Genomic DNA, 18,062 nt, shown 5'->3' with positions numbered 1-18,062 from the left:
CTGCTTATGGCGTTAAGGGTTTTGAGTAAATAATTCTTCAATTGAGTTAACAAGTAGATAGATAAATTCACTGTCTTCATGGCGCCATAAATATATTTCTTCCCCCAATTGTGTGTCGTCTACCGTACGCAGCAATAAATAATCGCCATCGCCGTTATGTGCAATAGCAATGCTGTTTTCAGGGAAGTCTTCAATTTCACTTATGGATTGATGTTCTGCGGCTAGATGATTCATTGTACGTTTTATTCTTTTCACATCGCTGCTGTCTTGGAAGGGAAAAAGCCACCATGCTTCGATGTCATCACCATCTTTAAATTCATCCGTGCTAGAAAAGCTAATGCCGAATTCGCCACCATTTTCAATTTGCATTTTGGCTTTATATTTATCTGGAAACTTAAATCCTAATTGTTCTTCAGTTGCAGTAATAAATTTTAAGTCTAATGGAAAGGGCATGATGTTGTTCTTAAATGATTTTGGTGATTTATGAATAAGCTAGGCGTAAATTTTAGTCAATATTTTTTTACACTCGTTATTTTTATCCTAGATGATTTAGTTATGGACATATGGGGCATAAAAAAGCCTGCAATCAATGCAGGCTTTTTTGAGAAATTAATCTATTAAGATTAAAGACCAGCAGATGCTTTAAGCGCTTCCACTTTGTCAGTTTTTTCCCATGTAAATGCGGTATCAGAACCTTCACGACCGAAGTGACCATACGCAGCAGTTTGTTGGTACATCGGTTGGATCAAGTTCAACATACGAGTAATACCGTATGGACGTAAGTCAAAGTGTTCACGTACAAGTGCAATAATCAAATCTTCAGATACTTTTGCAGTATTGAATGTGTTGATCGAGATAGATGTTGGTTCTGCAACACCAATCGCATATGACACTTGAATTTCACATTTGTCAGCTAGACCAGCAGCCACAATGTTTTTAGCAACATAACGGCCTGCATAAGCAGCAGAACGGTCCACTTTTGATGGATCTTTACCAGAGAACGCACCACCACCGTGACGAGCCATACCACCGTAAGTATCTACAATGATTTTACGGCCTGTTAAACCACAGTCGCCTACAGGGCCGCCAATCACGAACATACCTGTTGGGTTGATGTGGAATTTAGTGTCTGCATGGAACATTTCAGCAGGAATCACTTTTTTCACGATTTCTTCAATTACCGCTTCTTTCAATTGAGCTTGAGTAATTTTTGGATCGTGCTGGGTCGAAAGTACAACTGCGTCTAAACGAACTGGCATGCCGTTTTCATAAGCAAATGTTACTTGGCTTTTTGCATCAGGACGTAACCAAGCAAGTTTGCCTTGTTTACGTAGTTCAGCTTGTTTTTCCATTAAGCGATGCGCATATGAAATAGGTGCTGGCATAAGCACATCAGTTTCACGGCTTGCATATCCAAACATTAAACCTTGGTCGCCTGCACCTTGATCTTCAGGTTTTTGACGGTCTACACCTTGAGCAATTTCAGGTGATTGTTTACCGATCATGTTGATCACGGCACATGTTGAGCCATCAAAGCCAAGATCTGAATGATGATATCCGATACCATTTACGGTATTACGAACAATCGCTTCAAAGTCAACATTTGCAGTTGTTGTGATTTCACCGGCAAGTACAACCGCACCCGTTTTTACAAGCGTTTCACAAGCAACCCGTGCATATGGGTCTTCTTTTAAGATTGCATCCAAAATAGCATCACTGATTTGGTCAGCCATTTTATCCGGATGGCCTTCGCTTACAGATTCCGAGGTAAATACAGCGTACTCGCGCATAAGTCCTATCACAGTTAAATTTAAAGACGCAATATGTTACATCGAGAAAGCGTTTAGGACTAGCTCAACATGACCAAATTGGATGAAATTAATTCATTTCAATGACTTTTTAATTGATATAGGCATCTAAAAAATTGATATAAGCTATGGATTTATCAATTTAATTTTTTATGATGAGATAAAACTGAGATATTTTGTTTTGGCACAAGCAACAATGTGATTAGGCGTTAAAATGCCTAAAGTGGCATTTTAAGTGAATCAATTATAAGAAAAAATCAAATCAATATCCTGAGATTTATCAATAATGAATGTCATGAACTGCCAGAATATGACTGTAAACGACAATTATTCGTTTAATTTGAAAAATAAAACACAATAAGTGTGGGCTTTTGAGACTTGGTATGCAAATTGCCTATTTGTCATTACGTTGAATGGGGAAACGTAATGAAACAGTCTGGTTTTACACTCATTGAAATTATGATCGTGGTGGCAATCATTGGTATTTTGGCTGCAATTGCTACTGTATCTTACAATGGCTATGTCGCTCGGGCGCAAGTAGCTGAAGTATTAACAATGATTTCACCCTATAAAATTAAATTGGTGGAAAATTATTCAGCTGAGCAAAGCTGTGTAGATTTGAATACAGCGCTGAATGAAAGTATCAGTACCAAGTATATTGCAAGTAGTGAAATTACTGATGTGGCAGGAACGTGTTCAGTGGTTTTTACGTTTAAATCAACAGATGTCAATTTTGCTCTTCGCTCAAAGCAGATCTATTTTAATATTCCTGATGGTTTAAATGGTGCTTGGAATTGTCAATCGGATGATATTTCGCAGCGAAATTTACCTGCTACATGTCGTGGTATCTAAAGTTCTGTATCTAGGGTCTCGAAGATATTGGATCAGTGCTGATTTCACAGGGATGAGTATGCTCTTAGAGTTTAATAAACATTCATAAGTTTCTTTATTGATTATATTTCATATTTCTAATGGTCATTTATTTGGATCGGCTTTGGCTGCTATTTATATTCACAATTTCCATTCGATGTATTGGACTTTTATCAATTACGAAGCGTTTGCTTTCGCCACTAAACTCTAAATATGCATTGCGCTGTCATTGATTCGCCATATAAAAGCGTCACTGTATACAAAATAAACGACATGCATAGGCTTGAAATTGAGCAATAAGCGCCCAAAATACAGGTGGTGCAGGAATAATTAGCGAAAATTTGCCCCTGAGGCTTTACCCATTCCGCTTTTTTTAAGACAATATGCGCATCTTTGAATTCTTATTCATCTTACTCTTTTAAACCATTTGTTTGGACTCTGACCTATGACAACCCCGCTTAACGAACGTCGTATTGCAAACGCAATTCGTGTATTGGCAATGGATGCTGTGCAAAAAGCAAATTCAGGACATCCAGGTGCTCCAATGGGGATGGCAGATATTGCTGATGTGGTATGGCGTGAATTCCTCAACCACAACCCTGCAAACCCACAATGGGCAAACCGTGACCGTTTCGTATTGTCAAACGGCCATGGCTCTATGTTGCAATATGCGCTATTGCACTTAACAGGTTATGACCTGTCTATTGAAGATTTGAAATCTTTCCGTCAATTGCATTCTAAAACGCCAGGTCACCCAGAATTGGGCTATGCACCGGGTATCGAAACAACGACTGGTCCATTGGGTCAAGGTATTGCAAACGCTGTAGGTTTTGCACTTGCTGAAAAAACTTTAGCGGCTCAATTCAACAAAGAAGACATTACAGTTGTAGATCACAACACTTACTGTTTCTTAGGTGACGGCTGTTTAATGGAAGGTGTTTCTCACGAAGCATGTTCATTGGCTGGTACTTTGGGTCTAGGTAAATTAGTTGTTTACTACGATGACAACGGCATCTCGATTGACGGTGAAGTAGAAGGCTGGTTCTCTGATGATACAGAACAGCGTTTCCTTGCATACGGCTGGCAAGTACTTAAAGTTGACGGCCATGATGCAGACGCAATCCGTGCGGCAACTGTTGAAGCAAAAGCTGAAACTGCGAAACCAACCTTAATTATCTGTAAAACCATTATTGGTTTAGGTTCGCCAAACAAACAAGGTAAAGAAGATTGCCACGGTGCGCCGCTTGGTAATGATGAAATCGCTTTAACTCGTGAAGCTTTGGGCTGGACAGAAGGTCCATTTGAAATTCCTGCTGATGTTTATGCAGCTTGGGATGCAAAAGCCAAAGGTACTGCTTCTGAATCTGCTTGGAACGACACATTTGCTGCTTATGCTGCTAAATATCCAGCAGAAGCAGCTGAACTAAAACGTCGTCTTTCTGGTGACCTTCCTGCTGACTTCGCAGCAAAAGCGGATGCTTATATTGCTGAAGTAAATGCTAAAGCTGAAACAATCGCTACTCGTAAAGCTAGCCAAAATGCCATTCAAGCATTTGCACCACAGCTTCCAGAAATTCTAGGTGGTTCTGCTGACCTTGCAGGCTCTAACCTGACTTTATGGAAAGGCGCAGAAGGCGTTGAATCTAACCCAGCGGGTAACTACGTTCATTACGGTGTACGTGAATTCGGTATGACTGCAATTGCGAACGGTGTAGCGCTGCATGGCGGTTTCGTTCCTTATGTAGCAACATTCTTGATGTTTATGGAATATGCACGTAATGCAGTACGTATGTCAGCATTGATGAAACAACGTGTGATCCATGTGTATACCCATGACTCAATTGGTCTAGGTGAAGATGGTCCTACACACCAACCTGTAGAGCAAATTGCATCTTTACGTGGTACACCAAACCTAAATACTTGGCGTCCATGTGACACTGTAGAAGCGTCTATTTCTTGGAAATCTGCGCTACTTCGTTCAGAAGGCCCTACAGCGTTAATCTTCTCTCGTCAAAACTTGCCATTCCAAACACGTACAGCAGATCAAATTGCTGATGTTGCGAAAGGCGGTTATGTACTTGCAAAAGAAAAAGGCGAATTGAAAGCAATCATCATTGCGACTGGTTCAGAAGTTTCATTGGCAATGGATGCTTATGCACAGCTTGAAGGCGTACGTGTTGTTTCTATGCCATGTGCTGAAGAATTCGTAAAACAAGACGCTGCTTACCGTGAAGCGGTTCTTCCTGCTGCGATCCGTGCGCGTGTTGCTGTTGAAGCTGCGCATGTGGACTACTGGTGGAAATTTGTAGGTCTTGATGGCCGTGTAATCGGTATGACGACTTACGGTGAATCAGCTCCAGCAAAAGACTTGTACCAACACTTCGGTATCACAGCTGATGCTGTTGTTGCTGCTGTGAAAGAAATTACCGCTTAATCTATAAAGATTAACAGTAAAAAAGACGCCCCAGAGAAGGGGCGTTTTTTATTGCAGAGATTAAATATATTTTTTAATTGTGAAATAACGATTTGTAACGAATGAATTAAAGCATTGGTTTAAAATTAATTCATTCATGCAGTATTCAGCCACGGGTGCAATGTTGCCCCAAGTGAGGAAACGATGAGCCTTTACGATCAGATAAATGATGAAATTGTACTGATGGATGCTGGTGAACAGAAATGGATAGGCACGGACTTAGAGCTTGAAGCCATGGTTGCAGTAGAATTGATGTTGCAAGATTTGCAAGAAGACAAAGTGATTAAGATTCGCCGTAAGAACCATGAAAAGCATACAGGTTTAAAGCAGGTAGATCGGATCTTGGTTGAAAAGCTATAAGCTGAATGGTTAAAAAGTCCGAATCTTCGGGCTTTTTATTTGTCTATTGTATTTATAAAACAGATAAGAAAACGTTCTTTCAAGACTCATCATGTTTAAAAAGAGCGCATAAAATACAGTGTTTTCAACACAAAAAGCTTTATTTCAGTTATAAAAATCCAGTGATCATTTAAAAAAGACATTGAACGTGCAAATACAAATTAAAAATTTAACTGAAATTTCAAAAAGCCAATGGCAGCCGCTCTGGGAGCTGTATTTAGAATTTTATAAAAGTCAGGTGGCGGATGCAGTGACCGAGCGAACATGGCAAAGGTTACATGCTGCTGAGTGCGAACATGTGTATGGCTTTGCAGCCGTAATTGAACATCAAGTGGTTGGGATCGTGCATGTCATTGAACATGAGAGCTGCTGGACATTGCAGCCTTATGCCTATTTGCAAGATTTATATACGCTTGAAGAATATCGCGGGCAGGGTATTGGCAAGGCGCTGATCGCGAAAGTGAAAGAATATTGTGATCAGCGGCAGTGTGACCGTGTGTATTGGCTTACGCATCAGGACAATGAAACAGCACAAAAGCTGTATGATCAAATCGCGAGAAAAACTGGGTTTATCCAATATCGCTGTCATTAACTTAATGTAAAAGGCCATTCCAAATCAACAGCAGCTCTTGCGTGAAGAGCTGCTGCATCTAAGTATTAAGCTGAAACTTTAAAGTTTTTAGCTGAGTCTGCATCTTGCTGAATGATCCATTCTCCGCCTACGCGGAAAGATGATGCTGAGGCATAGGTATCTTCCATGAATTGGAAATAGCTGATTAAACCATTTTGAACTTTGGCTTTGATTGAAAAAGGCGAGGTAAATGTATTTTTAGCATACACTGAGGTGTAGGTGAATTGACCAAATACAGCTACGGTTTCATCTTCAGCGATCATATCCGTGATTTGAAAGTCGTCGATATTCCAGTAGGTCCCGACGTTGGCAAAGGTATAAATATAAATGTCTCTGCCTGTGCCAGACCCAGCCCACGGCTCAATTTGTTTCAGTTCTGGGTTGCTAAAGTTAAGGGAAACATATGCTGCGTCTTCGGCTACCAGTAGCTGAGTTGCATTTTCGACGAGTTCTTTTGAAGTATTCATAAGAAATGCCAAAACGACATCTTTGGGCATTTTAGTATTTAAGGCTTTTTCAATAGCCAGCGATTGTTCTGTCATTTTTGGGTACTCAGATTTTTATGATGTCTAAAAATCTTAAGTGGATTTGTTTAGAAAACCTACGACTCAGATAGGTTGATGTTTCCTAAATTTAGGATAAATAACTCATGGATCAATTAAATTATTAATTATTTGAAATATATGGGAAATTTAATAATTGAGAGTGGTTGTAGATGCTGCTACAGATTTTACAAAACTATCGTTCTAAACATGCAACAAAACGTTTTATCTTTAAAGCTGTAATACGGCTAAAAACCTATAGACTTAATAGTATTCGATAGTGAGATAAAAACATGAACTTTAAAGCATTAACAATCGGTTTGGCGGTAGCATCAGTTACAACAATTTCTATGGCAAAACCTGTTGCCTATCAAATTGATCCTACTCATACAGCAACAGTATTTACTTGGAATCATTTTGGTTTCTCAACGCCTTCTGCAAACTTTAGTGACATTCAAGGGACAATTAATGTCGATAATGCAAAACCTGCAAATTCGTCTGTAAATGTGACGATTCCATTATCGAGCTTAAATACCAATGTCAAAGCATTAGATGATCATTTAAAAACAGCTGATTTCTTTGATGCTGAAAAATATCCAAATATCACGTTTAAAAGTACAAAAGTTCAAGCGATCAGCAAAACTAAATACAAAATCACGGGTGATTTAACAGTTAAAAATGTGACTAAACCAGTGGTATTGGATGCTGTATTGAACAAGCAAGCCGTTCACCCAATGACTAAGGCGGAAACGATTGGTTTTAATGCAACGACTTCTTTTGATCGTTCAGCATTTGGTGTCGGTGCATATGTACCAAATGTAGGCGACAAAATTACGGTAAATATTACGACTGAAGCCGCTGTGTCTACAGCAAAGGCAGCAGCGAAATAAGATTTAGCTCCCTCAGCTAAGTTAGGAAAGCACCCATTTGGGTGCTTTTTTATGTCTCGTAGATGAGTATTTGATGAGTGGTCAATCGCGATTGAGCAGCAATAGGCAGCCAAAACTGATGAAAATTCCACCGGTAATGGCGTCAATTTTTTTACTAAATTTTTGATAGTAATGGGTCATTTTAGGTGCTGAGAATAAGACCGCAACCAATGCAAACCAAATCAAACTTTCAATAAAGACTAAAGCCAATAAAGAGCTTTGATCAAAAATACTGACCTTTGCACTGATTCCAATAGAAAATACACTACTGAAATAAACCAATGCTTTTGGATTGGCCATATTGGTCAAGAAACCTTGGAATAACAGCGTCAAAGGCGATTTTTTCTGTACAGCTTGCTCGGTTGGTTTCGTTATTGTGCCGAGGTCTTTACTCCATGCAGATTTTAATAACTGAGAGCCTAAATATAAAAGATATAAGCCACCCAAAATCATGAGGCATTGTTGTAACCAAGCCATTTTTTGAAATAGAAAATGTAAGCCACTTATTGCACAAATTGACCAAACTAAAATACTAAGTGATATACCTAATGCGGCAAATAATGCATGTGATCTGGATTGTCGAATAGCACTTTGAGTGACAAAAAAGAAGTCTGGGCCTGGGCTGATGAGAGCAAAAAAGTGGATGAGCGCAATGCTGAGTAAGGGAGTCATTCTAATGGCTTATACGTTTTGAAGTGCAACCGTTATAAGCCATTTAGCTTTAAATTAATAGCTGTTTTAAAGCTCAAGCTGTTGTAAGAATTGTTGCAAAATAAGGGGAGCAACACGTTCTAAATGAGGTGCATGTTGTTGGCTTTCCATGCGTAAATTTGGGATGTTAATTTGTGCTTTATGCAGTTCACATGTATGCCCAATTAGCCATTTTTCCATGGCCTGTGTTTCTGCTTCAATATGAAACTGTAGAGCTAGAATATTGGGCCCATAGCTAAACGCTTGATTTGGATAAATTGCTGAGCTGGCGAGTAACTGTGCATTTACAGGTAAATCAAAGGTATCACCATGCCAATGCAGTACAGGCACTTGATCTAATGGCGCTAATATATTGTCAGTAATAGCATCAAGTTCTAAGTTACTCCAACCGATTTCTTTGCTATGACCTGCATAAACTTTCGCTCCCAATGCATGCGCAATTAGCTGAGCACCTAAGCAAATGCCTAAAGTCGGTAAATTACTCTCTAAACGTACTTTAAGTAAGTCTATTTCTTTTTGTAGGAAAGGGTAGTCATTAGTTTCATAGACTCCGATCGGGCCGCCCAAAATGATGGTAAGCCCTGTATGTTGCATAGCTTTACTGAGGTCATCGATACCAGCTTCGAAGTATCTCACCCGATAACCCAGTTGATAAAATACATCTTCCAATGAACCCAAATCTTCAAATGCAAGGTGTTGAATGACGTAAATGTTTTCGTTTAATGCAGTACTCATAGGGATTTTTCAGGATTAAAATTTCAAAATAGAATGTAGCTTGAATTGTCGGAGATTAAAAAGGAAAACTGTAAATTTTTCACAATTGCGAAAAGAGATAAATATAGAAGTTGGCTGAAGCGTATTGTTTTTTTCTTTGAATGATTAGGTCTGAAAATTGAACTTAGCATTTAAAACTTTTGTATTGTGAAGTAAGGGATTCTCGAAAGGCTTTATTGGCAAAATTTATGAGAAAAAGTGCATGATATTTTGATAAAGCTTTGGTTTAGTATAAAAAAAAGATGAAAAACCAATGGAAAAGCGTTTAGAGATGCGTATGATGAAATCTTCGACAAACAACAGTTCATTTTTCTTTTAATATCATCACATAATTAGATAACTGATTTTAAAAGTAAAAAAATATAAGCCAGGGAACTTGTATGCAGTCAAAACATAATCGAGATGCCAGTCTCTTGCATGCGATACATAAAATTTTATGGAAGGAATGGGACCCGTTAGGGATTCGCCGTATTCCTGCTTTACGTGATGAATATGATGATTATTTGCCCAATATTTTTAAATTAATTCAAGAGGATTCAAGTGAATCAGAAATTTTTGAATATTTATGGTGGGTTGAGCAAAAGGTCTTAGAGAAAAAAGGGCAGAAGGAACATACCCTAAAAATTGCGAAAATGTTGAAGGCAATTGAGCGCTAGTTTGCGGTCATGTAGCTAAAAAAACCGATACGTTGTCAGTATCGGTTTTTTAGTTTAAATCTCATTGGAAGCTCTTAGAAACGGTTTAGAATTTCTTTTCTAAGGTAAACATAAAGCTTGGAATTGATTCATTGATGCGAGATTGGTATAGCGCGCCAGAACTTTGTTCTTTTAACACTTCTTTATAATCTGAGCTGAGAATATTACGTGCATTGACCGATGCAGACCAATTTTGATCAAAGCGTTTAGTAAAACTCACATCCATATTGATACGTTCATTGCTGGTGCGATTGTAAGGTTCGTTACTCAGCGCACGCGTATATTCAGGGGTGTAATTGAGGTTCACACTTGTTGCAATACGCCACGGTTGATAGTTATAAGATAAACCAGCACTTGCGGTATAAGGTGCAACATCACTTGCCAAACGATCAGAGCCGTCAGTTTCTTCAATTTTTGCACGTACAGTTGAAAGCTGAGCATTCAACATAAAAGAATGATCATTCTCCGTTTGTTTCAGTGCATAACGTCCAGCAATCTCCACACCATAAGTAGTTGCACTGTCTTGGTTATATGGACGTTCTACAAAACGGCAATCTGTATCTCCTGTTTCACAACGACTACCTGTAGCATTTTCTGACAGGATCGATTTTTCGATATAGTCATTAATTTCTCGATAATATGCAGTGATATTTACACCGCCAGCAGGGGTGTTATAACCTAAGGTTGTTTCGTAAGCATTAATAGTTTCAGGTCTTAGGTCAGGATTACCACCACGATCAGGATTGTTTAGTGTCCCTGCATCGCTATCTGTAGAAACTGAAATCGTCGGCATTAATTGATTGCTACGTGGGTTTTTAAAAGCCTGACTCAAATTGGTTTGAAGTGACCACTGGTCATTAAAGTCAAAACGGTGTGCTAATACAGGACTTAAATGCTGATCTTGATAATCCACTAAACCTGAACGATCAATCCACTCTTGGCGTACACCTAAAGTTAAGGTTTGGCGCGGCGTATATTTCCAACTTCCTTCAACATAGGCTGCATATAATTGTTCATCTAAGGTCTCTGCAATATTGCTTTCAAGTTTATTGCTTCGTAGGTCGGTACCAAATTTTATTTGGCGTTTTGAGTCGAACTTGCGGACACCGTCGTAGCCTAAACCATATTCATTAATTTGTTCATCAATATATGATTGGGAATCTCTATACTCTGTTAATTCGGTTTCATTTTGCTGCTCGATTGATAAGCGAATTTTGTCTGAATTTCCTTGGTCTTTACGCTCATATCGTGTGTTGAGTCGAATGCTGTCATTTTTATCTTTTTGGACTTGGGAGCCACTTGTGCCTTCGCTTTCATTGTTGCGATAAAACATTTCAGCGACCAATTTTTGTTGATCATCAAGTTGATATTCAACACGTGGGGTTAACATTTGCGACGTACGATTGGTGATGCGTTTCTGGGTTTTCGTTCCTGTTGCATCTTGTGTACGGATGAGCGTATCTGAGTCATTCCACATTTGGCTCCCAGATAAACTATAGATCCAAGGGTCTGAACGACCATCCATTTGAAAGTTTAAATTAGTGCGTTCTTCTTCACGTGTATTTGATTTGGTTAGGCCATAACCAGCACGTACAGATCCACTCAAGCGCGTGCCATTCAATGGTTCTTTTAAAATAATATTGATGACTGCAGAAGAAGCAACCGAGCCTTGAGCAACGCTCGGTTGTTTGGTGATTTCAAGGCGTTCGATCATTTCCGGTGTAATGCTATCAACAACTGACATGCCCCCACGAGGACCACCTTGTACAGGTTCACCATTGATTAAAAACACGGGTGCGCCACCACCACGAAAACGCATGCCGCCAGCACCTGCACCACCACGTGGACCACCGCCAGCACCGGGCAGTTGAAACCCTGCAGCACGACGCAGCGCATCATTGATTGACTGATCTCCAAATTTCAACATTTCATCACGGCTTATGATGGTTTTTGCGACAGCACTGATATCTGGGTCTTTGGGCTTAGTGCTTGCTGTTGGAACTTCAAATGTTAAAGCTTCCATTTGCTGAACTGCTGCAGATTCTTGGGGATTTTGAACAGTATCTGCGGCCCAAATTGATGTTGAGATCGTAAGTAATGCGTAACTTAAGCTGGTCAGTTTGAGTGTGGTGTGCGCGCCGTGCATTATTTGGTTGTCCAAATGTAATTTTGGCAAAGAATAACGGAAAATTATGGAGAAAAATTGAGGAAAATAACCAAGATGAGCATTTCATCAGATTATTTTTAACAGGTAGGCGAAAGGTCATTTTGCAATAAGGAAAGCCTTATTCGTTGGGGGAAAATTAAGGCCTATTAACGTCGCTACAATATAATAAATAACAGATGTTACGCAGTAGCATCAGAAGCGTACTTTGCTTCAAATAATAAAGATACGCGGTAATGTCATCCGCAATGGTTTGAGACAGGACGACTTCTAATCAAAAATGTTTTTGCGATACATTGAATCATTTGACGGTAGTGAACGAGTTTTGTCTGTGAGGTGCATTGCACCGCAAGATGGTTTCCTTGCGAAGCTTCGCATCTCATTATGCCGAATGAGCAACAACGTTTCGTAAGAGTACTTCCAGCCGAAAGCTAGTCCCTGTATTTAATACCTAAATGTAAGACTTCGTCGAATAGATTTAAATATTATTTTAAAAATGTGAAATGGCTTTCATGTGCATAACATGAGTAAATAAATCTAAAAATAAGCCTTTGAAGAAAAATTTAGACATAAAAAACCCTCATCTTTCGATGAGGGTTTTTCGTATTCTGGAGCGGGAAAGGAGACTCGAACTCCCGACCCCAACCTTGGCAAGGTTATGCTCTACCAACTGAGCTATTCCCGCAATGAGGTGAATTATAGAGAATTTCACACAACTGTCAACTCTCTATGCTTCTGTTTGCTTAATTAATCAGCACGGCGCCAAATAGTGCCTTGACGAGTATCTTCAAGAACAATCCCTTGATCTAACAAAGATTGACGAATGTCATCTGCTTTGGCAAATTCTTTGGCTTTTTTCGCATCTTTACGTTGTTGAATTAAATCTTCAATTTGCTCTTCAGAGAGACCTAGTGCTTCTTGACCAATATCTGATTTTAAAAATTCATCAACATTGTGCTGAACCAAACCTAAAATATTGGTCAAGTGACGCAATGTCGAATAATACACAGCCGCTTGTTCAGCATTTTCATCTTTTACGGCACGGTTCAATTCTTTGTTGACTTCAAACAATACCGCAATTGCTTCTGCCGTGTTGAAATCATCACGCATAGCGGCATTAAAGCGCTCAACTAAAGCATCATCCAAAGTTTCTACGGTTTTTTCACCATAGACTTGCTGATAAGCTTTAAATGAATGATAGAAACGGGAAAGGGTATTTTTCGCTTCTTTTAAAGCAGTGTCAGAGAAGTTTACTGGGCTACGGTAATGTGATGACACAATAAAGAAGCGAATCACTTCAGGGTGGAATTTATCCATCACATCACGAATAGTGAAGAAGTTACCTAAAGACTTCGACATTTTTTCGCCATCGACATTAATAAAGCCGACATGCATCCAGTAATTAACATACTGTTCGCCAGTAGATGCCTCAGATTGCGCAATTTCATTTTCATGATGCGGGAAAGTTAAGTCTGAACCGCCACCATGAATATCAAAATGGTTACCTAAGCAGCAGGTCGACATCGCTGAACATTCAATATGCCAGCCCGGACGGCCATTGCCCCAAGGTGAAGCCCAAGAAGGTTCATTTTCTTTGGCATGTTTCCAAAGCACGAAGTCAAAAGGATGTTTCTTTTCTACTTCTACATCAACGCGTTCAGAAGCACCAGCCTGCATATCGTCAAGTTTACGACCCGAAAGACGACCATATTTGGCAAACTTTTCAACTTCAAAATAAACATCGCCATTTGCAGATGGGTAGGCTGTACCTTTGTTAACCAAGCTACCAATCATATTCTGCATTTGATCGATATAGTCTGTTGCACGTGGTGCTTCATCAGGTGCTGCACAACCTAAATTGGCAGCATCTTCGTTCATGGCCTTGATAAAGCGATCGGTTAAAGCAGTAATGCTTTCGCCATTTTCATTGGCACGGGCAATGATTTTGTCGTCAATATCGGTAATGTTGCGAACGTATTTAACGTTCCAGCCCTGACTGCGCAGGAAACGGATAATGTAGTCGAATGCAACCATAACTCGAGCATGACCAATATGACAGTAGTCATACACGGTCATTCCACAGACATACATGTCGATATGTCCTTCTTTACGAGGTACGAATTCTACTTTTTTACGTTGCTCTGAGTTATATAGAACAAAAGGTTGCATAGGTCTTCAAATTGTTTCTACCAAAAGATGGCTCATCTTAACCTAAGCATTTTTATTCATAAAGTTAAAACCCAAAAAAGCAGATATTTTTTAATGCTTGATGTCTTTGCGTTGCTAAAAATAGCGTAGAAGGTTAATTGGATTCGGTCTGAATCTCATTCGAGTGCTGAATTCAATTTATCTGTTCCTAAGATAAAAAAGAAGAAATGCATCTTTTCTGCATAATTCATGAATTCTTATACATTTGGAAACGTGCTATTTGCATAGATATGATAAAATTGTGAAAATTTTTTATTTTGAAAGTGAGAGCGCACCTCTCACGGCTTAAGGTATAACAACTTTGAATCCACCAAATATGCCGAATCAAGTCGATTTTCAGAAAGTCGCATTAGAAACTTTGCGTATTGAAGAGCATGCTTTACAAGTATTAGCGACGCAAATAGATGATCGTTTTAGCCAAGCCTGCGAAATCATTTTACAGTGCAAAGGGCGTTTAGTGATTACTGGTATGGGCAAATCGGGGCATATCGGTCGTAAAATGGCCGCTACGTTTGCCTCGACCGGTACGCCATCTTTCTTCATGCATCCGGGTGAAGCTGGGCATGGTGATTTGGGCATGTTGGTTAAAGGAGATGTGCTCATTGCAATTTCAAACTCAGGTAAGAGTGATGAAATTATGATGCTGATGCCATTGATCAAACATTTGGGCATTCCTCTCATTACTATGAGTGGCGACAATAAAGGCCCAATGCCACAAAATGCCGATGTCGCATTGACCTTGGGTAATATTCAAGAAGCATGCCCTTTGGGTCTAGCTCCGACCTCCAGTACCACTGCAACATTAGCCTTAGGTGATGCCCTTGCGGTTGCTTTATTGGATGCACGTGGCTTTACCTCGGATGATTTTGCACGCTCTCATCCTGCTGGAGCGTTGGGTAAGCGTTTATTATTGCATGTAAAACATCTAATGCATACAGGTGAAGACTTACCCAAAGTGTCGCCAGAGACACCAATGAATAAAGTTCTCTACGAAATTTCAAATAAACGTTTGGGACTCACCACGATTGTCGATGAAAACGATACCTTATTGGGTATCTTTACCGACGGTGACTTACGTCGTTTGATTGATAAACAGCAAGGCTTTGATGTGAATATGAAAGTCTCAGAAGTGATGATTAAAAATCCTTTGACCATTTCACAAGAAGAACGCGCGGTACATGCTTTAGAACGTATGAACGAAAAGAAAATTACACAATTTGTAGTTGTTGATGATGTCAATAAAGTGATTGGGATTATCAGCATGCATGATTTGATTCAGGCTGGGGTAAATTAAGAAAATGGCATCGTATGTATTGCTAGAACAAGCGCGTCACATAGAAGCACTGGTACTGGATGTAGATGGAATTTTAAGTGATGGATTTGTAACGTTAACCAATAGCGGCGATGAAATCAAATCCTTTGATATTCGAGATGGCTTAGGCATGAAGTTGGTGCAAAAAGCGGGTATCAAAGTCATCATTATTACTGGCCGTAAAAGTAATATTGTTGAAAAACGCATGTCTGACTTAGGTGTGGACTTGGTTTTTCAAGGACGTGAAGATAAAGGCGTTGCCTTGACTGAAGCCTGCGCACAGTTTGGTATTGATCCTTCAGATTGCCTATATATGGGCGATGATTGGCCCGATCTTTCAGCCTTCGCTATTGCGGGGATGAAAGTGACCGTACCAAATGGACATTTAGAAGTACGTCGCCGTGCAGATCTTGTTACGCAGGCGATGGGTGGACGTGGTGCTGTTCGTGAAATCTGCGATATGCTTTTAGTTTCTAAAGGTGTATACCAGGAACTACTTGAAAAATATGCAAGTGCACCTTATTAATAAATTGATGCAGTCACTGGATTGAATCTCCGCTTATGGATACTAAAGTTTTATACGTGACAGCTGTGGTCATTGCTGCTGTAAGCGGTGGTTTTTACTATTTCGGTGGAAAGGGTAATAAGCTTCAGGCGGACTCTTCGAAAAGTATGACTTACTCAGCTGAAAACATTAACCTGACGCAGACTGATGAGCAGGGAAAATTGCATATTCGTGCGCAAGTCGATCGACTTGAGCAGGATTTGCAAAAGCAAACTTCTCATTTGGTGAATCTGAAAGCATCGACCTATCAAGATGGTGCTGTCGATGCCACGTTCTTTGCCAAACAAGCCAATGGTATGGACGATAACCAAAAAGTCGTACTGAGTGACAATGTGGTTGCGACAAAATTGATGCGTGAAGGGCAAATGGAGTTTCGTACTGAGGAACTCACTGCTTTTCCAAAACAGCGTGAAATAGAAACGGACAAGACTGTAACGGTGATTTCACCACAAGCCGAATTTGTCAGCCAAGGTTTAAAAGCAAATTTAAACGACGGTCAATACGAATTTTTTAATATTCGAGGAAAGTATGAACCATAATTTTAATCGAAAAACTGCAAAAACTTTCCTAAAACGTACAGCGCTACTCGGTTCACTGGCGTTATGTTCAGTTGCAGCTTTTGCTTTGCCTTCAGATCGTAATCAACCGATTTCATTGGTTGCCGATCGTGCAACATTTAACGAAAAAACCGGGATTACGACGTATACCGGTAATGTCATCATTGAACAGGGTTCGATGAAGCTTCAGGCAAACTCAATCGTTGCGAACTTAAACAGCAAAAAAGAGATCAGTACGATTACAGCAACGGGCGGACCAGCACATTTCCAACAAAAAACTGATCCTGCCAAAGGCTTTGCAAAAGGCCAAGCTCAGAAGATCGTCTACAATGCTGAAACGGGTATTATCACCATGACGGGTGGTGCTTTGTTACAACAAGATGGTGCAAGTATTCGTGGTAATAGCTTGAAATACAGTATGAATAAAGGCGATATCGTTGCTGAAGGTACACCAAATAAATCTGGATCTTCTTCAGGTCGTGTACAAATCGTGATCCCACCATCAAGCACTAAGTCCTTCCCAGGAGCACGTGATTAATGGAGCAAACCTCGCAAGTTCAAACTTTATGTATTAAACATTTAGCCAAAAACTACAGTAAGCGTTGGGTGGTAAAGGATGTATCCTTTAGCATGCAAAGTGGTCAAATTGTGGGTTTACTTGGTCCAAATGGTGCAGGTAAAACCACAAGTTTCTATATGGTTGTTGGCCTGGTGCGTATGGATAAAGGTGAGATTCATTTAGATGATCTTGATTTGTCTGACTTGGCAATGCATGAGCGCGCACGTAAAGGTATTGGTTATCTACCCCAAGAAGCATCTATTTTTAGAAAATTAACCATTTCTGAAAATATCATGTCGATTTTAGAAACCCGTAAAGATCTAAATAAGCAACAACGTCAGCAACGTTTAACGGAATTGCTTGCCGACTTTAAAATCACACACATCAAAGATTCTCTTGGTATGAGTGTGTCGGGTGGTGAGCGTCGTCGTGCGGAAATCGCGCGTGCGTTAGCGGCAGACCCTAAATTTATGTTGCTAGATGAACCTTTTGCAGGGGTCGATCCTATTTCAGTGGGTGATATTAAAGACATTATCCGAACATTGAAAGATCGCGGTATTGGTGTATTAATTACCGACCATAATGTGCGAGAAACCCTTGCGATTTGTGAGCATGCCTATATCGTGAGCGAAGGTTCAGTGATTGCAGAAGGTACTCCAGAAGAAGTCCTTGCGGATGAAACTGTACGTAAAGTTTATCTTGGTGATGATTTTACCGTTTAATTGAATAAAATAAGAAATTTCCCGTTGAATGGCGCTAGTTTCATTCAGCGGGTTTATGTTATTGTCTGAAATGACAAAAACTGAGCGATTAATCTAAAAAATTAACAAGAATTCAGTATACTTTAAACTAAAAATACGACCTG

The 18,062-nt window shown here is 39.7% G+C and carries 18 protein-coding genes and 1 tRNA gene; 11 read left to right on the top strand and 8 right to left on the bottom strand.

Going from position 1 to position 18,062, the window contains the following annotated elements; genetic code table 11:
* Positions 1 to 12 precede the first annotated feature (12 nt).
* Complete coding sequence (locus FTV50_RS06055; RefSeq protein ID WP_180023837.1) at positions 13 to 453, bottom strand: SMI1/KNR4 family protein; 441 nt, start codon at positions 451 to 453, stop codon at positions 13 to 15.
* A 170-nt stretch (positions 454 to 623) separates the two neighbouring features.
* The gene (gene metK, locus FTV50_RS06050) at positions 624 to 1,790 is read right to left on the bottom strand and encodes a methionine adenosyltransferase (RefSeq protein ID WP_078188779.1); all 1,167 of its coding nucleotides are present in this window, start codon (positions 1,788 to 1,790) and stop codon (positions 624 to 626) included.
* Positions 1,791 to 2,234: 444 nt separating this feature from the next.
* Here metK and FTV50_RS06045 point away from each other — a divergent pair, with 444 nt between their 5' ends.
* The 4 genes from FTV50_RS06045 to FTV50_RS06030 all read left to right on the top strand — a co-directional run bounded on the left by FTV50_RS06045 (position 2,235) and on the right by FTV50_RS06030 (position 6,142).
* The gene (locus FTV50_RS06045; RefSeq protein WP_180023836.1) at positions 2,235 to 2,660 is read left to right on the top strand and encodes a pilin; all 426 of its coding nucleotides are present in this window, start codon (positions 2,235 to 2,237) and stop codon (positions 2,658 to 2,660) included.
* A 463-nt stretch (positions 2,661 to 3,123) separates the two neighbouring features.
* Positions 3,124 to 5,112, top strand: a complete 1,989-nt coding sequence (gene tkt / locus FTV50_RS06040; RefSeq protein WP_180023835.1) for a transketolase — start codon at positions 3,124 to 3,126, stop codon at positions 5,110 to 5,112.
* Positions 5,113 to 5,295: 183 nt separating this feature from the next.
* Positions 5,296 to 5,511, top strand: coding sequence for a hypothetical protein (locus FTV50_RS06035; RefSeq protein ID WP_078188774.1), 216 nt, complete (start codon positions 5,296 to 5,298; stop codon positions 5,509 to 5,511).
* Between the two features lie 187 nt (positions 5,512 to 5,698).
* Positions 5,699 to 6,142, top strand: coding sequence for a GNAT family N-acetyltransferase (locus FTV50_RS06030; RefSeq protein WP_373683674.1), 444 nt, complete (start codon positions 5,699 to 5,701; stop codon positions 6,140 to 6,142).
* Between the two features lie 65 nt (positions 6,143 to 6,207).
* On the opposite strand, the gene FTV50_RS16670 is transcribed toward FTV50_RS06030, so the two are convergent.
* Positions 6,208 to 6,723 (bottom strand): nuclear transport factor 2 family protein, encoded by a 516-nt coding sequence (locus tag FTV50_RS16670; RefSeq protein ID WP_249735018.1) that lies wholly within the window; start codon positions 6,721 to 6,723, stop codon positions 6,208 to 6,210.
* Between the two features lie 293 nt (positions 6,724 to 7,016).
* Between FTV50_RS16670 and FTV50_RS06020 the strand changes: the two genes are divergently transcribed.
* Positions 7,017 to 7,613, top strand: coding sequence for a YceI family protein (locus FTV50_RS06020; protein ID WP_078188771.1), 597 nt, complete (start codon positions 7,017 to 7,019; stop codon positions 7,611 to 7,613).
* An 81-nt stretch (positions 7,614 to 7,694) separates the two neighbouring features.
* Here the strand turns inward: FTV50_RS06020 and FTV50_RS06015 are convergent, their stop codons facing one another.
* On the bottom strand, positions 7,695 to 8,324 hold the full coding sequence (locus FTV50_RS06015) for a LysE family transporter (RefSeq protein ID WP_180023833.1): 630 nt from the start codon (positions 8,322 to 8,324) through the stop codon (positions 7,695 to 7,697).
* A gap of 66 nt (positions 8,325 to 8,390) precedes the next feature.
* Positions 8,391 to 9,098 carry a glutamine amidotransferase gene (locus tag FTV50_RS06010; RefSeq protein WP_180023832.1) on the bottom strand — a complete coding sequence of 236 codons (708 nt, stop codon included), beginning with the start codon at positions 9,096 to 9,098 and terminating at the stop codon, positions 8,391 to 8,393.
* Positions 9,099 to 9,517: 419 nt separating this feature from the next.
* Here FTV50_RS06010 and FTV50_RS06005 point away from each other — a divergent pair, with 419 nt between their 5' ends.
* A complete protein-coding gene (locus tag FTV50_RS06005) occupies positions 9,518 to 9,793 on the top strand; it encodes a hypothetical protein (protein ID WP_180023831.1) in 276 nt (91 codons plus the stop codon).
* Positions 9,794 to 9,878: 85 nt separating this feature from the next.
* On the opposite strand, the gene FTV50_RS06000 is transcribed toward FTV50_RS06005, so the two are convergent.
* From FTV50_RS06000 to cysS, 3 genes are all read right to left on the bottom strand, one after another.
* Complete coding sequence (locus FTV50_RS06000) at positions 9,879 to 11,978, bottom strand: TonB-dependent siderophore receptor (protein ID WP_180023830.1); 2,100 nt, start codon at positions 11,976 to 11,978, stop codon at positions 9,879 to 9,881.
* Between the two features lie 627 nt (positions 11,979 to 12,605).
* Positions 12,606 to 12,681: transfer RNA gene (locus tag FTV50_RS05995), tRNA-Gly, on the bottom strand.
* A 62-nt stretch (positions 12,682 to 12,743) separates the two neighbouring features.
* Positions 12,744 to 14,165, bottom strand: coding sequence for a cysteine--tRNA ligase (gene cysS / locus FTV50_RS05990; RefSeq protein WP_180023829.1), 1,422 nt, complete (start codon positions 14,163 to 14,165; stop codon positions 12,744 to 12,746).
* Positions 14,166 to 14,520: 355 nt separating this feature from the next.
* On the opposite strand from cysS, the gene FTV50_RS05985 reads away from it, so the two are divergent.
* The 5 genes from FTV50_RS05985 to lptB are packed head-to-tail and all read left to right on the top strand — an operon-like array spanning position 14,521 to position 17,919.
* Positions 14,521 to 15,498, top strand: coding sequence for an SIS domain-containing protein (locus tag FTV50_RS05985; RefSeq protein WP_078193567.1), 978 nt, complete (start codon positions 14,521 to 14,523; stop codon positions 15,496 to 15,498).
* Positions 15,499 to 15,502: 4 nt separating this feature from the next.
* On the top strand, positions 15,503 to 16,042 hold the full coding sequence (locus FTV50_RS05980) for an HAD family hydrolase (RefSeq protein WP_078188762.1): 540 nt from the start codon (positions 15,503 to 15,505) through the stop codon (positions 16,040 to 16,042).
* A 35-nt stretch (positions 16,043 to 16,077) separates the two neighbouring features.
* A complete protein-coding gene (gene lptC / locus FTV50_RS05975; protein WP_078188761.1) occupies positions 16,078 to 16,620 on the top strand; it encodes an LPS export ABC transporter periplasmic protein LptC in 543 nt (180 codons plus the stop codon).
* A complete protein-coding gene (gene lptA, locus FTV50_RS05970) occupies positions 16,610 to 17,176 on the top strand; it encodes a lipopolysaccharide transport periplasmic protein LptA (RefSeq protein ID WP_168377635.1) in 567 nt (188 codons plus the stop codon). Before lptC ends, lptA begins: the two co-directional genes overlap by 11 nt.
* Entirely contained in the window at positions 17,176 to 17,919 is a 744-nt protein-coding gene (lptB, locus tag FTV50_RS05965) for an LPS export ABC transporter ATP-binding protein (RefSeq protein WP_078188759.1), read from the top strand. The genes lptA and lptB overlap by 1 nt, the downstream gene beginning before the upstream one ends.
* Positions 17,920 to 18,062 lie beyond the last annotated feature (143 nt).

Origin of the sequence: Acinetobacter sp. YH1901134 (assembly GCF_013416965.1) — a bacterium.
Classification (GTDB): domain Bacteria; phylum Pseudomonadota; class Gammaproteobacteria; order Pseudomonadales; family Moraxellaceae; genus Acinetobacter; species Acinetobacter amyesii.
This window is presented reverse-complemented; position numbering and strand designations above follow the sequence as displayed.

What these genes read in the sequence shown, in the direction of transcription:
- FTV50_RS06055 (WP_180023837.1), bottom strand. Translation starts at nt 453, where the DNA reads ATGCCCTTTCCATTAGACTTAAAATTTATTACTGCAACTGAAGAACAA.
- metK (WP_078188779.1), bottom strand. Translation starts at nt 1,790, where the DNA reads ATGCGCGAGTACGCTGTATTTACCTCGGAATCTGTAAGCGAAGGCCAT.
- FTV50_RS06045 (WP_180023836.1), top strand. Translation starts at nt 2,235, where the DNA reads ATGAAACAGTCTGGTTTTACACTCATTGAAATTATGATCGTGGTGGCA.
- tkt (WP_180023835.1), top strand. Translation starts at nt 3,124, where the DNA reads ATGACAACCCCGCTTAACGAACGTCGTATTGCAAACGCAATTCGTGTA.
- FTV50_RS06035 (WP_078188774.1), top strand. Translation starts at nt 5,296, where the DNA reads ATGAGCCTTTACGATCAGATAAATGATGAAATTGTACTGATGGATGCT.
- FTV50_RS16670 (WP_249735018.1), bottom strand. Translation starts at nt 6,723, where the DNA reads ATGACAGAACAATCGCTGGCTATTGAAAAAGCCTTAAATACTAAAATG.
- FTV50_RS06020 (WP_078188771.1), top strand. Translation starts at nt 7,017, where the DNA reads ATGAACTTTAAAGCATTAACAATCGGTTTGGCGGTAGCATCAGTTACA.
- FTV50_RS06015 (WP_180023833.1), bottom strand. Translation starts at nt 8,324, where the DNA reads ATGACTCCCTTACTCAGCATTGCGCTCATCCACTTTTTTGCTCTCATC.
- FTV50_RS06010 (WP_180023832.1), bottom strand. Translation starts at nt 9,098, where the DNA reads ATGAGTACTGCATTAAACGAAAACATTTACGTCATTCAACACCTTGCA.
- FTV50_RS06005 (WP_180023831.1), top strand. Translation starts at nt 9,518, where the DNA reads ATGCAGTCAAAACATAATCGAGATGCCAGTCTCTTGCATGCGATACAT.
- FTV50_RS06000 (WP_180023830.1), bottom strand. Translation starts at nt 11,978, where the DNA reads ATGCACGGCGCGCACACCACACTCAAACTGACCAGCTTAAGTTACGCA.
- cysS (WP_180023829.1), bottom strand. Translation starts at nt 14,165, where the DNA reads ATGCAACCTTTTGTTCTATATAACTCAGAGCAACGTAAAAAAGTAGAA.
- FTV50_RS05985 (WP_078193567.1), top strand. Translation starts at nt 14,521, where the DNA reads ATGCCGAATCAAGTCGATTTTCAGAAAGTCGCATTAGAAACTTTGCGT.
- FTV50_RS05980 (WP_078188762.1), top strand. Translation starts at nt 15,503, where the DNA reads ATGGCATCGTATGTATTGCTAGAACAAGCGCGTCACATAGAAGCACTG.
- lptC (WP_078188761.1), top strand. Translation starts at nt 16,078, where the DNA reads ATGGATACTAAAGTTTTATACGTGACAGCTGTGGTCATTGCTGCTGTA.
- lptA (WP_168377635.1), top strand. Translation starts at nt 16,610, where the DNA reads ATGAACCATAATTTTAATCGAAAAACTGCAAAAACTTTCCTAAAACGT.
- lptB (WP_078188759.1), top strand. Translation starts at nt 17,176, where the DNA reads ATGGAGCAAACCTCGCAAGTTCAAACTTTATGTATTAAACATTTAGCC.